Here is a 14,912-nt window from a genome sequence, read left to right as displayed (position 1 = left end):
AAGGTTCGGAGGAGGGGTTCATATATTGTCTAATTGTCCGAATCGAGCTGTTTTTTGTCTTAATCATGCGTTTTGTTGTCCGAATCACAACATTTTCTGTCCTAATCACCTATTTTTTTGTCCGAATGACGGGATTTCCCGAGAGAATGAGTTATTTCCCAGTCACCAAGATGGCTTTTAGTAAGATAATGACCTTTTTTTCCTGATATTCAACCCATACGAGGAAACTTTTTCTTAATTTTTCATTGTGATTACCCGAAATACGACGGGTGTAGTATGTTCATCGCCAGTTCTTTCCCCCCGTTCCCGAGTCACATTGTTCTTCGGGGCTACTTTCTAATTCTCTAAATATGTCAAATCACTGACAGTTTCCCACTACGGAAGGGTTTTTCATTGAAGCAGGAGTATACATTACTAATACATATAGAAAGGAGTGTCATTTTTGATCGTCAAACCCCGCAAGGTCCCTTTAAAAATTGAAATCCTTGAGGCCCTTTTAAGAAGACTTCCGTTTAACCATCCAAAGATCCCGACCATCCAAACAGCACTAACTAATAGGAAAGCCGGATACAAGGGCGAGTTGGAATCCGACTACCATCTTTCCTTATTACCAGAAAAGGATTACTTCATCCTCCACGATATTCGCCTTCCGCATAATGATACTTTTTTTCAAATTGACTCTCTCATCATTTGTCCTGGTTTCATTCTGATCCTCGATGTGAAAAACTTTTATGGCACTATCCATTTACATCCCAAATCGGATCAAATGGTCCGGGAGTACGAAGGCAAGGAGCAAGGCTTCTCCAATCCACTAGTTCAGGCAAAACGCCATCTCTACCTTTTCCATAATTGACTAGCTTCACATAAATTACCGCCCATCCCGCTTGAATATCTCGTTGTATTCAGCAACCCTTCCACTATCATTAAAAACCCTTCAAATGACCCTGAACTTTATGATAAGTTGTGCCATGCAGAAAGCCTGCTGCTAAAGATCCCCTTGCTCAAAAATAAATATGACAAGAAGCCTCTGACAGGTAAGACCATAAAAAAGTTTAAAGAGTCCCTGCTCTTTCATGACATGCCTCTAACACCCTCCTACCCGCCCTTCGGAGTATTACCCGACGAACTTAAAACGGGAATTCAATGCCCTAAGTGTTATTCATTTGGAATGTACCGGCTAAGCGGAAACTGGCATTGCAGCCGTTGTAAAGCAAGCTCCAAGAATGCACATTTCCAGGCCATCAAGGACTATTTCTTTCTCTTTCAACCCACAATTACTAACCGTGAACTATGTGATTATCTCCAATTATCTTCGCAAAAGCTTGCATGGAGGCTTCTTTGGGAAATGCAACTCCACTCCACCGGCAACACCAAGAAAAAAATCTACTTCCCCATCTTTCAATAAAAATAAGGCGGGTACAGCAATACCACGCCCAGGCTATTTTTCTTCTTTTCCGGCATCGGCACCCGCATGCCGATCTGCCAATACACCTAGCACTTCCTTTAACGACACATCTTGCTCCTTCAGAAGGACGAGAAGGTGATACAAGAGATCGGCGGCTTCCCACTTCAGTTCTTCCCCATCGCGGTTTTTGGCAGCGATGATAACCTCGGCCGCTTCTTCGCCGACTTTCTTCAAAATTTTGTCGAGCCCCTTTTCAAACAAGTATGTCGTGTAGGCTCCCTCTGGCCGATCGCGCTCCCGCTCAGCGATCACTTTTTCAAGCTGCTGCAGAATTTGCAGTCCGCCACCCGCATCATTCCCGGCCTCCGCAGCATAAATCGTCCCCGAGAAGCAGCTCCCAGCGCCTGTGTGACAGGCAGGACCGGCAGCATCAACTAGAACAACAAGCGCATCGAAATCACAGTCGGAGCGCATTTCTACTATTCTTTGGGTGTTCCCGCTTGTTGCACCTTTATGCCACAATTCCTGGCGCGAGCGGCTGTAAAACCATGTTTCTCCCGTTTCCAGCGACTTCGTGAGCGACTCTTTGCTCATATAGGCTACTGTCAGCACTTCAAGCGTTGCCGCGTCCTGGACAACAGCCGGCACTAGGCCCTGTGCGTCAAATTTAATATCTTCTGCCCTCATCCATTTCCTCTCCCCTCAAAGTCGGACCGCCACTCCTTGTTCACTCAGGCTGCGCTTTACTTCCATAATACTCGTTTCCTGGTAGTGAAAAATAGAAGCAGCCAGTGCCGCATCTGCTGCGCCTTCTGTAAAAGCCTCGGCAAAATCAATCGCTTTCCCGGCGCCACCTGACGCAATCACCGGCACAGGTACATTTTCACTCACCTTTCGTGTCAGCAAAAGATCGAACCCGCTTTTCTCACCATCCTTATCCATGCTTGTCAGCAAAATTTCACCGGCGCCCAGTCGGACAGCCTGGCGCGCCCATTCGACCACTTCCCATTCGGTCGCCCGCCTGCCTCCATGCGTGTATACGCGCCAGGAGTCCATTTCAGCGTCATACTTTGCGTCAATCGCAACCACGATGCATTGGGAGCCAAAATAATCAGCACCTTCTCCAATCAGACCAGGTTTCAGAACAGCCGCCGTGTTGAGCGAAACCTTGTCCGCCCCTGCTCGGAGCATCCGTTTCATATCCTCCAGCGAATTGATCCCGCCGCCGACCGTAAACGGAATGGCCAGTTCCTCCGCAACGTTCCTGACAACGTCCTCCATCGTTTTACGTCCCTCATGGGATGCTGAGATATCAAGGAAGACCAGTTCATCTGCCCCCTCCTGATCGTAAAGGCGGGCAAGCTCCACAGGATCGCCAGCATCCCTAAGGCCGACAAACTGGACGCCTTTCACCACACGTCCCTCCTTCACATCAAGGCAGGGGATGATTCTTTTTGTCAGCATGCTTATACCCTCCTTCATTCACAGTACTGATTCCAAAGCCTCTTTTACGGTCAGACGCTTTTCATAGATTGCTTTCCCCACTATTGCGCCGCTTGCGCCATAGCCCGGGAGGTCCTTTAAATCATCAGCGGAGCTTACACCGCCGGAAGCAATGACGCTTTTCCCCGTTTCCTCAGCCATCTCGCGAATCGCCTCCAAATTAGGGCCTGAAAGCATGCCGTCCGTCATGATATCGGTAAAAATAAAAGTCTCAGCCCCAGCGTCTGCGAACCTTTTGCCCAGCTCAACAGCTTTGACGCCCGAAGTATCCAGCCAGCCATGCGTCGCAGCGTACCCGTTTTTGGCATCAATGCCAATCGCAATCCTGTCTTTATACTTCCTCACCATTTTTGTTGCAAAAAGAGGATCAGACACAGCGGCACTACCAAGAATCACGCGCGAAATACCGTTTTCCAAATAGTGAGCGATTTCTTTCTCGGTTCTTATCCCTCCGCCGATTTGAATCTTCACATCCAGCTTTTGGGAAGCTGCAATAGCAAACGTATCATTTACCCTTTTTCCGTCGCGTGCACCGTCGAGATCAACCATATGGATCCAGCTCGCGCCTTCCTTCGCAAACTCCCTCGCCATCTCAAAGGGAGAGTCTCCGTATACCGTTTCTTTTCCGTAATCTCCCTGGAGGAGCCGGACACATTTCCCGCCCCTCATATCGATTGCCGGATACACCGTAAAAAGCATCACTCCGCCTCCTCATTCTTCAAAATAAGCCTTGCTGAGAGCGTCCATTACAGTCAATTCCTCGACGAGTCCCATTTCAAGACGTCCGCTCTTCCAGAAACGCAGGCATCTATCCTTGTAAAATTGCCGAGAAGCTCCATTCCAAGGTTCCCACTTTTTTCAGGGTGGAACTGCATGCCGAAAATATTGCCTTTGCCGACAACAGCCGGCACCTCTTCGCCGTAGTCGCAAACCGCCAGTAAAGTGCCCCTGTCAGCATTTTTTACATAATAAGAGTGGACAAAATAGACATGACCCTCGCCAGCATCTCTAAGGATCGGAGAAGGATTCACAAACCTCAGTTCGTTCCAACCCATATGCGGCACCTTGTAAGGAAGGCCAGCCGTATCCACGCCAGGGAACCGCTCCACGCTCCCCTTTAGAAGGCCAAGGCCTTTGCCTCCGCCATTTTCCATACTTTCTTCAAACAATAGCTGCATTCCGAGGCAGATGCCCAGCACCGGCTTTCCAGTACCCGCAAAATCACGGATCATGCTGACAAGCCCTGATTCATCGAGCCGCTCCATCGCATCACGGAAAGAACCAACTCCCGGAATCAAAAGGCTGTCAGCCCTAGATAACTCCTCGCTGTCCTCAGAAACAAAGCATGCTGCCCCAAGGCGTTCCAGCGCTTTTGTCACACTGAACAAGTTGCCCATCCCATAATCGACGATGCCAATCATCCGTACACATTCCCTTCCCTGTATGTCTCACCTTATGATTAAAGGACCCCTTTTGAGGATGGAACTCCTTTGATCCGCGGGTCAATTGCCGCCGCCTCGTCGAGCGCCCTTCCTAATGCTTTAAAAACAGCTTCAATCATGTGGTGGGTATTTTTCCCGTAGTGGACAATTATGTGAAGATTCATTCGCGCTTCAAGTGCAAGCTTCCACAAAAACTCATGAACAAGCTCTGTATCAAATGTACCTACCTTAGCAGCAGGGAAGTCAGCCCTCATTTCAAGATGCGGGCGATTGCTGAGGTCGATTGCCACCTGGGCGAGTGCTTCATCCATGGGTACGAGCGCACTCCCGTATCGTTTGATCCCTTTTTTGTCGCCAAGCGCTTCCCGAAGTGCCTGGCCTAGGCAAATACCAATATCCTCAACCGTATGGTGGTCATCCACTTCGATGTCCCCTTTTGCGACAACCGCAAGGTCAAACTGGCCGTGTTTCGCAAATAAATCGAGCATATGCGAGAGAAAAGGGACGCCGGTTTCGAGGTCCGCTTTTCCTTCCCCATCAATGCCGAAAATCAGTTCAACTTTTGTTTCATTCGTTTTCCTGCGGACTGTCGAGATTCTTTCCATGCCGTTCCCTCCTGCATGCGGTTATCTTTTATTCAAACGGGATCAACTACCCGTCATGTGCTTCAAGTCCTCCAAGACGGGCAAAGGTTCATATTTTATCCAACCGAGTCTCAACTGCCCTGGCATGTGCCTCAAGTCCTTCAAGACGGGCAAAACCGGCAATCTTCCTGCCATGCTCCTTCAATGCCTGCCCGCTGTAACGAATAATGCTCGATTTTTTTTGAAAATCGTCCACACCAAGCGGACTGGAAAAGCGTGCTGTTCCGTTTGTCGGCAATACATGGCTCGGCCCGGCAAAGTAATCTCCGACAGGCTCCGTGCTATAGCGTCCAAGGAAAATCGCTCCTGCATGACGGATACGGCCCAGTACCTCGATTGGATCCTCTGTCAAAATTTCAAGATGCTCGGGTGCGAGCTCGTTCACCGCTTGTATAGCTTCCTCCATGCTGTCGGCAATATAAATGGCGCCAAAATCTTCAAGCGCTCGGCCGGCAATGTCTTTCCGGGGAAGCACAGCAAGCTGCTTTTTGACTTCCTGGCTCACGTCCACAGCAAGAGAGCGGGAGACCGTGATCAGTACACTGCAGGCCATCAGGTCGTGCTCAGCCTGTGACAAAAGGTCCGCCGCAATCTCATCTGGACAAGCTGTATCATCCGCCAGCACGGCGATTTCGCTCGGACCGGCAATCATGTCAATCGCAACGTCTCCAAACACCTCGCGTTTCGCCAAAGCAACATATATATTGCCTGGACCCGTGATTTTATCCACGCTTCCAATCGTTTCAGTTCCGTAAGCCAGCGCTGCAACCGCCTGGGCGCCGCCCGCTTTGTATATTTCCTCCACACCCGCAATATCTGCTGCGACCAGAACTGCAGGCGGAAGCTTTCCATCCGCACCGGGAGGAGAAATGACAACGATCCTCCTGACGCCAGCAACCCGTGCCGGAATTACGTTCATCAGCACAGAGGAAGGGTATGCAGCCGTTCCGCCTGGTACGTAAATGCCAACAGAATCAAGAGGGGTGATTTTTTGTCCGAGGATCGTGCCATCATCGGAAGTTTCCATCCAGGAGGGCCGAAGCTGTTTTTCATGATAGGAACGTATTCGCCCGGCTGCTTCGCGAATTATCTCCACAAGGTTTTCCTCCACGTGCTTGTATGCTTCTTCGACTTCCTCTCGTTTAATGAGAAGAGAATCAGGGGCCGCGCCGTCAAACTTCTCCGTATAAAAGCGAAGTGCTTCGTCTCCCCGCTGCCGGACATCAGCGATAATTTTTCTAGCTGCCTGACGCTGCATTTCGGTTCCTCCATCCACCGTCCTTTTGATGGAGACACCCTTTTCCAGATTCATTATTTTCAAAAGAATCATCCTTTCAAAGTTGTCAGCTGCTTGCTTTAGTCCATCACTTCAGTCAATGCTCTCACGATTCCGCTGATCCCGGCATCCTTGATCCGGTAGCTGACAGGATTGACGATCAGCCTTGAAGTCACAGGGGCAATATGCTCCATTTCAACAAGGCCGTTTTCCTTCAGAGTTCTGCCAGTTGAAACTATATCAACTATCCGGTCTGCCAGTCCGACAAGCGGGGCCAGCTCAATAGAGCCATTCAGCGTGATGATTTCGACCTGTTCGCCCTGCTCGCGAAAATAGGCAGTCGCCACGTTTGGATACTTTGTCGCCACTTTTGGCGCCACTTCATTTATTTTTGCATCAGGCAAGCCGGCAACTGCGAGGTAACAGCTGCTGATCTTCAAGTCGAGGAGTTCGTAAACATCCCGCTCTTCTTCCAGCAGCACATCTTTGCCGGCAATCCCCAGATCGGCTACACCGTGCTCGACATATGTTGCTACATCCATCGGCTTTGCAAGAATAAACCTGAACTGTTCATCCTCTACCTCGATGATCAGTTTCCTTGAATCCTCAAACTCTGGCGGCAGCCTGTACCCCGCACGCCTAAGAAGATTCGCCGCCTCACGAAAAATCCGGCCCTTCGGCATGGCAATCGTCAGCTGCTCCGTCATGTTCTTTTTTCCCTCCCCGCCTTTCCGACTAAAAAGACAGTATCGGAAAATTGTTTAGTGCAGGCATCAAGATTGCTTACTCCGGAAATATCCTGGAGAACGACCCACTCGCCTTGTTTCCGGCGGGAAGCAGCAAGTCCGCACGCTTCTTTCCTCCGCTCCGGGCTGAACAGGATGCAGGCAGGCTGCCCGCTTTCGCCTCTTTCCCCAAGCGCTTCAAGCAAACTGTCAAGGCGAATGGCAAAACCTGTTGCCCCCGTGATTTTTCCGAATTTCCGCAACAGCCCGTCATAGCGGCCGCCACTTCCAATCGGAAACCCGACCTGTCCGGCATAAATTTCAAAAACGATGCCTGTATAATAGCTCATGTGGCTGACGAGCGTTAAATCGAAAAAGATTCGCTCTTCCTCACCGTAATCAACGAGTATTCCCCATAATTCCTCAAGATCGCCGATCGCTTCTTTTCCCTGCCCCAGCTCAATAAGAGAATGAGCTTTTTCAAGGACTTCCTGTCCTCCGCGAAGTTCGAGGAAAGACAGAAGGCGCTGCGTGTCGATTGAAGAAAGAGGCAGCGATTTTACATGCTCGCGGTAGCCCACGTAGTTTTTTTCATATAAATATTTCATCAGGCCGCGCGCACGTTCTTCCGTCCCGAGGATATGGACAAACAGTTCCTTGACGAAAGCCGAGTGGCCGACAGATAATTGAAAATTCTCAAGGCCTGCTTCTTTTAATGAGGCAATCGAAAGGGCGATCATTTCGCCATCGGCACTCACTGTTTTATCCCCGATGCACTCTGCCCCGATTTGTTCAAACTCTGCCGGCCTGCCACCCTCGCGCTGCTGTGACCGGAAGACACTCGCGCAATAGCCCAGCCTTAATGGCAGATCTTCTTTTAACAGCTTAGAGGCTGCCACCCGTGCAATTGGTGCCGTCATATCCGGCCTAAGGACTAGCGTATGGCCCTCTTTATCAAGAAGCTTGAACAGCTGCTGGTCGAGAATCGCCGATGCCTCACCAATCGTTTCATAATATTCCAGTGTAGGAGTAAGGATAAACCGGTATCCCCAGCGCTTCATTTCTGATTCCACCGCAGCACGGACATGCTGTTTCCGTTCATAAAGGTCAGGCAATGTATCCCTCATGCCCAGCGGCTTTTCAAACATGAATAATCGGCTCATTATATTCACCCTTTACAATCGTCACGATGCTTCCGCCCGGACAAGATAAGAAAATCCTTTAGTTCACTAATATGCTAACAAGTTGAAGTTATCAGTATTTTAACGTGCATCTCCCCTCCCGTCAACCAAAATCAACGATGAATTCCCGTTTCCTGCTGGACGCTCTGGGTAAAAGAGGGAAGAACCATGAAAGGAGGGCATTTTATGGAAAGCAGTTCAGAAAAAGGTTTATACCCGTTACTTCAGTGGACAGCGGTGGCAGCTGCGGTCAGTTATTTGCCAGTCCAAATCGTGAATGTCGTTTTTATCGGTGTTCCTGGTGAGGAGAATGAATGGGTTTTGGTAGATGCAGGGATGCCGCGATCGGCAGATAAAATAGAGGAGGAGGCGGAAAGGCTATTCGGGTCTAACAACCCTCCAAAAACCGTGATGACACACGGCATTTCGACCATGTGGGTGCGCTGAGGGATTTGGGCCGAGCGGTGGAACGTTCAGATCTTCGCGCATGAATTGGCACTGCTTTTTTTGACAAGTGTAAAAGATTATCCGAAACCGGGTCCGACTGTTGATGGAGGGATGCTTACGAAAATGGCTGCGTTCTATCCGAATGAAGGCACTCAGCTTGAGGAGCGGGTGCATGCTCTTCCAATGGACGGATCAGTCCCAGCGCTTCCTGAGTGGAAATGGATTCAAACTCCAGGCCATTCGCTGGGCCACATTTCTCTTTTTCGCGAGGATGACCGAACCCTGATATTGCCGGCGATGCTTTTGTCACCGTCAAGCAGGAGTCCCTCTACAAAATGGTGACCCAAAAGAAATCAGCGGGCCCCCGCGTTATTTAACAACAGCCTGGGAAGCATTCAGAACATCTGTAGAAAAACTGCACGCATTGCGGCCTGAGGCTGCCATTACAGGGCATGAGCGCCCGATTTCGGGGGGATGAACTGAAGAAAAGCCTTGATTTACTTGTGAAGGAATTTGACACAATCGCCGTACTCGAGAATAGACGGTTTGTCGATGATCATGAAAAATAAAGATCATACCAGCAGGAAACAATCTCAGAACAGCCGAAGGAGAAGCCTCTTAATAATCTTATCCTTGCATAACAATCAGACTATCTTCCTATTAGGCTTAAATGTTATGACAGAATAGAATTGAGCTGTTTTTACAATAATAATTCAGCATATAAAAAGAGACTGGTTCATTTGAACCAATCTCTTTTTTAAGCTGTTCTTTGTTAAAACTGGCATGATTTTAAGCTGCCATTTCTTCCCGTTCTTGTTCGGTTGTCGGTTTGAATTCGCCTTCCCATTTAGAGATGACAATTGCGCCAAGCGAATTGCCGACTACGTTGACAGCCGTTCTTGCCATGTCAAGGATACGGTCGATTCCCGCGATGAAGGCAAGGCCTGCAACTGGGATTCCCACTGTGCCAAGAGTAGCAAGTAGGACGACAAATGAAACACCCGGAACGCCAGCAATCCCTTTCGATGTAACCATCAGGACAAGTACCAGCGAAAGCTGATCCGCCAGCGAGAGATCAATGCCGTACATCTGGGCAATGAAGATTGCCGCAATTGCCTGGTACAGGGTCGACCCGTCAAGGTTAAAGGAATAGCCCGTCGGAATGACGAACGATGTAATCGCTTTCGGGCACCCGTATTTCTCCATCTTCTCCATGATTTTTGGCAATACGGTCTCTGAGCTTGCAGTTGAGTAGGCTAGAATCAATTCATCTTTTAAGTATTTTAGAAGATTGAATATGTTGACACCCGCATACCTTGCTACCAAACCAAGGACCACAATCACGAAGAAGGCCATTGTTAAGTAGACTGTTATTACAAGCTTTCCAAGCGGAATGAGTGATGCGATTCCAAATTTGGATACGGTTACACCAATCAGTGCAAAAACACCAAATGGAGCAAATTTCATAATTTGGTTGGTCATGTAGAACATCGTATCCGCCGTTCCCTGGAAGAACGCCAATACCGGTTTCCCTTTTTCTCCGATTGCCATTACTCCAAGGCCAAACAGGACGGAGAAGAAGATGATGGCAAGCATGTTTCCTTCAACCATTGCACCGAAAATATTTGTCGGAACGATGTTAACAATGGTATCTGCAAATCCATGACTTTCGACTGATTTTGCTGTTTCTACGTAGCTGCCAATATCTGTTTTTTCAAGTGAACTCATATCAACGCCTGTCCCTGGGTGGAACACGTTAGCCACAACGATTCCAAGAATGATGGCAATTGTTGTGATAACTTCAAAATAAATAATCGTTTTTCCGCCAAGGCGGCCAAGCTTCTTTGTGTCCCCGACGCTTGCAACTCCAATGATGATACTGGAGATAACGATCGGAACAACAATCATTTTTATTAATCTTAAAAAGATATCGCCAATAGGCTGTAAATATGTCCCTATCTGCGTATTTCCATAAAATAAGGCACCAACAATGATACCGAGCACTAATCCGATTAAAATCTGCCAAGCCAATCCAATTCTTTTCATGCGATACCTCCCTCAATTTTTCATAATACTAGAAAAATATATTACAATTTTGGAGAAAAGACAAGAAAATGTCATTAAGATTAATTATTGAGAATTTTCATATTTATTATTATTTTTATATAATAAAAACCCTGCTATCCGAGGAGATAGCAGGGAAAAGAGTAGGCTCATTATAAGAGCGGCGATTTTCAAGCTAACGGAAGTCTCCGTAAATCGGATCATCCTTCCAGCGCTCCGCCAGTTCTTTTTTCGAATAGATGACCTTCATTGGGTTTCCGCCGACAAAGGCTCCGGCTGGGACATCCTTATGGACGAGTGTACCTGCAGAAACGATCGCCCCGTCACCAATGGTGATTCCAGGCAGGATGGTTGTGTTCGCTCCAATCATCACTTCGTCTCCAATCCGTACATCGCCAAGCCGGTATTCCTTGATTAAATACTCATGTGCCAGAATGGTCGTATTGTATCCAATCACCGTATTTCTGCCTACGCTGATTTTTTCCGGAAACATGACATCAAGCATAACCATTAGGGCAAACGATGTTTGATCGCCGACTTTCATTCGGAGAAAAGTCTTGTACAGCCAATTTTTCATGCCGAGAAAAGGTGTGTAGCGGGCCGCCTGGATGACAATGAAATTCTTAACGACTTTCAGGAAAGGCACCGTTTTGTAGACATGCCATAAAGAGTTAGCTCCATCAACCGGGTGTCGCTCCGTTTGCCGCATCATTACACCCCAACGATGGACAAGAGGTCCGGCATCCGCTCAAGCATATAGTCAGGCTCATAGCGTGACAGGTGCTCCCTGCCTTTTGCAGACCAGGCAACCCCGGCTGTTTTTGTTCCGGCATTCTTCCCGGAGAGGATGTCATGGTGGTTATCCCCTACCATGATTGCGTTCGCCGAAGATGCTCCAAGAAGATCGAGCGCCTTTAACACTGGCTCGGGATCAGGCTTCGGATTTGTCACATGGTCAATCGCAACTACTACCGGGAAAAATTCATCCAGCTTTGTCAGCTTGAGGCCCATAGTAACGACATCAGACAGCTTCGTCGTAACAATCGCCAGCTTCATACGATTTTCGTGAAGAGTGCGGACAGATTCGTACACTCCCTCAAATTCCTTCACAAGCAGATCATGATGCGCAAGATTATACTCGCGGTAGGTGCGGATCATCTCATCACAAGCTGCAGGATTGATGCTGCCGAACGTTTCTTTCAAAGAAGGACCCATGAACGGGAGGACTTCTTCCCGCCCATATTCACCCGGATAATAGTTTTCGAGCGTATGCAGAAACGAAGAAATAATCAATTCATTTGTATCAATTAAAGTACCGTCAAGATCAAACAGGACAGTGTTGATTTTATTGCTCATAAAATGCTTCCTTTCTTTTTGCAACTTCGGCCCGGTTCCAGAAAAAAGCGACAGCGACTGTCAGCAAGATCGCAACCCCAAGGCGAATCAGGAGAAGCGGGATGACTGGGATTCCCAGCGGGACAAAAATCAGCGTATCCTCTACAACTGCATGGCAGGCCACCAGAAAAATGAAAGCAATTGTCGCATCCTTTTTACTAACTCCATCCTCCCTGACTGCCTGGATCATGACGCCAGCCCCCATAGCGAGCCCGAAAAGCAGGCCGGCAGCCATCGTTGTGGAAGCATTTGCTTCCATGCCAAGAGCCTTTGTGGCTGGAGAAATCCATCTTGAAAAAACATCAAGCCACTTTAAATCTTTCAATATTTGAATTCCGACCATCAGCGGGATGACAATCACCGCAAGCTGAAAAATCCCAATTCCTGCTTTTTCAAGGCCTGTCAAAAGGATAGAACCCCAGCCTTGGGCCATTTCTTCTTTTGCCGGGATAAGGCCGTATTTCGCTATTTCCGACCCTCCCTGCCACAGGAAATTGATCACAACTGCAGACACAAGCGCTAGTCCAAGCCTGACGACGAGCACAATCCAAAGCTTTACACCAACCTTGAGTGCGACACCCGTTTCGATCAGCAGATTATGCGAAAAACTCAACATTACCGCAATGATGAAGACCTCTTTCACAGTCAAATCAAGCGTGAGAATGGCTCCAATTGCCGCATAAAGGTTAAGAAAATTACCAAGTACAAGTGGAATTGCGGCATCCCCAGAGAGTCCGAGCATACCCATCAAAGGTTCCACTGCACGGATGATCCATGGCAAAACCGGTGTATGCTGAAGGATTGAGACAAGGAGTGTGACAGGAAAAATGATTTTTCCAAGCGTCCACGTTGTCTTCAAGCCAACCATGAGCCCCTTTTTCAACGATGAAACCATGAAGTATCTCCCCCAAAAAGATTTTACCCTCGGCTATTCTTTTTCCAAATACCGAACTTTTGAATACCCCTTAATTCTCCGGTAAATCCATAAAACAATCGAAACTGCGATCAGAACAACCGAGATGGTCTGTGCCATCCGCAAATATTCTGTCAGCATCAGGCTATCCGTCCGGAGCCCTTCGACAAAAAAGCGGCCAACCGAGTACCAGATCAGATAGCTGAGGAACAGTTCGCCTCGTCCGAGATTCACTCTTCTCAGCAGAATCAGCAGGACAAACCCAAGCAAATCCCATACAGACTCATATAAAAATGTTGGGTGGTAATAGGCACCATTAATATACATCTGGTTGATGATAAAATCAGGCAAGTGCAGATTTTCCAGGAAAGCACGGCTTACTTCACCGCCATGCGCCTCTTGGTTCATAAAATTGCCCCAGCGGCCGATTGCCTGGCCGAGTATCAGGCTTGGAGCGGCTATATCTGCAAGCTTCCAGAAGGATACCCCTCTTTTCCGCGCAAACACGTACGCGGTGGCCACCGAACCAATCAACGCACCATGAATGGCAATGCCGCCATTCCAAATTTTCGGGATTTCCCCCGGATTTTGCGCATAGTAATCCCATTGAAAAATCACATAGTAAATCCGCGCACAGATAATCGCTATCGGTACTGCCCAAAGCATCAAGTCAGGGAAAAGCTCTTTATCGAGACCCCTTCGCTCCGCTTCCCTGACCGCCAGCCAAAGCGCCAGGGCAATACCTGTTCCGATAATAAGACCGTACCAGTGAACCTGAATGGGGCCGAGTGAAAAAGCAATCGGATCCAGCGGTTGAATATTTTCTTCCATGTTATTCCTCCCTCTAAAAATCCAGTTCTCTATCTATAAAATTCATGCACGATTACCTGTCTTCATGGTCACCATCGATGATAGCATCGGATAACTTGCTCGTAAATTGCTCGGCTGCATTCATTCCCATCCTTTTGAGGCGGAAGTTCATGGCAGCGACTTCAATAATGACGGCAAGGTTCCGGCCAGGCCGAACCGGGACAGTCAGCTTCGTGACTTCGGTGTCGATGATTTTCATTTTTTCCTCATCGAGACCCAGGCGGTCATACGTTTTCGTCTGGTCCCAAAGTTCCAGATGTATGACAAGAGAGATCCTTTTGTGTGTCCTTACAGACCCTGCGCCAAACAATGTCATGACATTAATAATGCCGAGTCCCCGGATTTCAAGCAAGTGCTCAATTAGCTCCGGCGAAGTGCCGACAAGCGTATCCTGGTCTTCCTGGCGAATTTCCACACAGTCATCCGCTACAAGCCGGTGTCCGCGCTTCACAAGCTCGAGAGCCGTTTCACTTTTTCCGACCCCGCTTTTTCCTGTAATCAGGACACCCACGCCATAAATATCCACAAGTACCCCGTGGACAGCAGTGGTGGGAGCCAGCTTGCTCTCCAAATAGTTGGTAAGATGGCTGGAAAGCCGTGTCGATTTAATCGTCGACCTCAATACAGGGACTGACTCGCGCTCCGATGCTTCAATGAGCTCCTCGGGCACATCCATGCTCCTTGAAATGACGATGCCCGGCGTAATATCCGTACAAAGCCTTTCCATTCTCGTCTTTCGGTCTGCCGGATTCAGCTTTTCGAAAAAAGAAAGCTCCGTTTTACCAAGCAGCTGCAGCCGCTCAGCAGGATAATATTCAAAGTAACCGGCAATTTCTATTCCCGGCCGTGAAATATCGGTGGTCGTGATCGGCCTGTTAATGCCCTCTTCACCGCTGACAAGTTCAAGATTAAATTTTTCAATGATGTCTTTTGTCCGGACTTTTACCAAGAAAGCATCTCCCTTCATCCTGGATATGTACAATACTTTTTATTTTAGCACTTTTTCCAAAAGAACAAAACGTGAGTAGCATGTTTTTACACCTATAT

General features: G+C 48.2%; 15 protein-coding genes and 1 pseudogene. 2 read left to right on the top strand and 14 right to left on the bottom strand.

All coding sequences use genetic code 11. The features are described from left to right. Positions 1–442 precede the first annotated feature (442 nt). Positions 443–853, top strand: coding sequence for a nuclease-related domain-containing protein (locus tag D1970_RS11545; protein ID WP_181213359.1), 411 nt, complete (start codon positions 443–445; stop codon positions 851–853). Between the two features lie 585 nt (positions 854–1,438). On the opposite strand, the gene hisIE is transcribed toward D1970_RS11545, so the two are convergent. The 8 genes from hisIE to D1970_RS11505 all read right to left on the bottom strand — a co-directional run bounded on the left by hisIE (position 1,439) and on the right by D1970_RS11505 (position 8,158). Beyond that, positions 1,439–2,092 (bottom strand): bifunctional phosphoribosyl-AMP cyclohydrolase/phosphoribosyl-ATP diphosphatase HisIE, encoded by a 654-nt coding sequence (gene hisIE / locus D1970_RS11540; protein WP_119113016.1) that lies wholly within the window; start codon positions 2,090–2,092, stop codon positions 1,439–1,441. A 15-nt stretch (positions 2,093–2,107) separates the two neighbouring features. Next, on the bottom strand, positions 2,108–2,869 hold the full coding sequence (gene hisF, locus D1970_RS11535; protein WP_119113015.1) for an imidazole glycerol phosphate synthase subunit HisF: 762 nt from the start codon (positions 2,867–2,869) through the stop codon (positions 2,108–2,110). 18 nt (positions 2,870–2,887) lie between these two features. After that, positions 2,888–3,607, bottom strand: a complete 720-nt coding sequence (hisA, locus tag D1970_RS11530) for a 1-(5-phosphoribosyl)-5-[(5-phosphoribosylamino)methylideneamino]imidazole-4-carboxamide isomerase (protein ID WP_119113014.1) — start codon at positions 3,605–3,607, stop codon at positions 2,888–2,890. A gap of 53 nt (positions 3,608–3,660) precedes the next feature. Further along, a complete protein-coding gene (hisH, locus tag D1970_RS11525; protein WP_119113013.1) occupies positions 3,661–4,329 on the bottom strand; it encodes an imidazole glycerol phosphate synthase subunit HisH in 669 nt (222 codons plus the stop codon). A 38-nt stretch (positions 4,330–4,367) separates the two neighbouring features. After that, positions 4,368–4,955, bottom strand: a complete 588-nt coding sequence (gene hisB / locus D1970_RS11520; protein WP_119113012.1) for an imidazoleglycerol-phosphate dehydratase HisB — start codon at positions 4,953–4,955, stop codon at positions 4,368–4,370. Between the two features lie 88 nt (positions 4,956–5,043). Further along, positions 5,044–6,315, bottom strand: coding sequence for a histidinol dehydrogenase (hisD, locus tag D1970_RS11515; RefSeq protein WP_119113011.1), 1,272 nt, complete (start codon positions 6,313–6,315; stop codon positions 5,044–5,046). Positions 6,316–6,350: 35 nt separating this feature from the next. Beyond that, positions 6,351–6,977 (bottom strand): ATP phosphoribosyltransferase, encoded by a 627-nt coding sequence (gene hisG, locus D1970_RS11510; protein WP_119113010.1) that lies wholly within the window; start codon positions 6,975–6,977, stop codon positions 6,351–6,353. After that, positions 6,974–8,158, bottom strand: a complete 1,185-nt coding sequence (locus tag D1970_RS11505) for an ATP phosphoribosyltransferase regulatory subunit (RefSeq protein WP_119113009.1) — start codon at positions 8,156–8,158, stop codon at positions 6,974–6,976. Before D1970_RS11505 ends, hisG begins: the two co-directional genes overlap by 4 nt. Positions 8,159–8,295: 137 nt before the next feature. Here D1970_RS11505 and D1970_RS11500 point away from each other — a divergent pair. Beyond that, positions 8,296–9,192: pseudogene (locus D1970_RS11500) on the top strand (MBL fold metallo-hydrolase). Between the two features lie 220 nt (positions 9,193–9,412). Here the strand turns inward: D1970_RS11500 and D1970_RS11495 are convergent. From D1970_RS11495 to hprK, 6 genes are all read right to left on the bottom strand, one after another. Further along, positions 9,413–10,669 carry a cation:dicarboxylate symporter family transporter gene (locus D1970_RS11495; RefSeq protein WP_119113008.1) on the bottom strand — a complete coding sequence of 419 codons (1,257 nt, stop codon included), beginning with the start codon at positions 10,667–10,669 and terminating at the stop codon, positions 9,413–9,415. 193 nt (positions 10,670–10,862) lie between these two features. Then, positions 10,863–11,396, bottom strand: a complete 534-nt coding sequence (locus D1970_RS11490; RefSeq protein ID WP_119113007.1) for an acyltransferase — start codon at positions 11,394–11,396, stop codon at positions 10,863–10,865. A gap of 2 nt (positions 11,397–11,398) precedes the next feature. Next, positions 11,399–12,043 carry a pyrophosphatase PpaX gene (gene ppaX, locus D1970_RS11485; protein WP_119113006.1) on the bottom strand — a complete coding sequence of 215 codons (645 nt, stop codon included), beginning with the start codon at positions 12,041–12,043 and terminating at the stop codon, positions 11,399–11,401. Then, on the bottom strand, positions 12,033–12,977 hold the full coding sequence (locus D1970_RS11480; protein WP_119113005.1) for a nucleoside recognition domain-containing protein: 945 nt from the start codon (positions 12,975–12,977) through the stop codon (positions 12,033–12,035). The genes ppaX and D1970_RS11480 overlap by 11 nt, the downstream gene beginning before the upstream one ends. A 33-nt stretch (positions 12,978–13,010) precedes the next feature. Further along, on the bottom strand, positions 13,011–13,826 hold the full coding sequence (gene lgt, locus D1970_RS11475) for a prolipoprotein diacylglyceryl transferase (RefSeq protein ID WP_119113004.1): 816 nt from the start codon (positions 13,824–13,826) through the stop codon (positions 13,011–13,013). A gap of 52 nt (positions 13,827–13,878) precedes the next feature. Further along, positions 13,879–14,814 (bottom strand): HPr(Ser) kinase/phosphatase, encoded by a 936-nt coding sequence (gene hprK / locus D1970_RS11470; RefSeq protein WP_119113003.1) that lies wholly within the window; start codon positions 14,812–14,814, stop codon positions 13,879–13,881. Positions 14,815–14,912 lie beyond the last annotated feature (98 nt).

The sequence above is a fragment of the Mesobacillus zeae genome (assembly GCF_003570705.1).
In the GTDB taxonomy this organism is placed as follows: Bacteria; Bacillota; Bacilli; order Bacillales; family Cytobacillaceae; genus Mesobacillus_C; species Mesobacillus_C zeae.
Note: the sequence above shows the minus strand (reverse complement) of the source record. Positions and strands in the feature narration are given on the sequence as shown.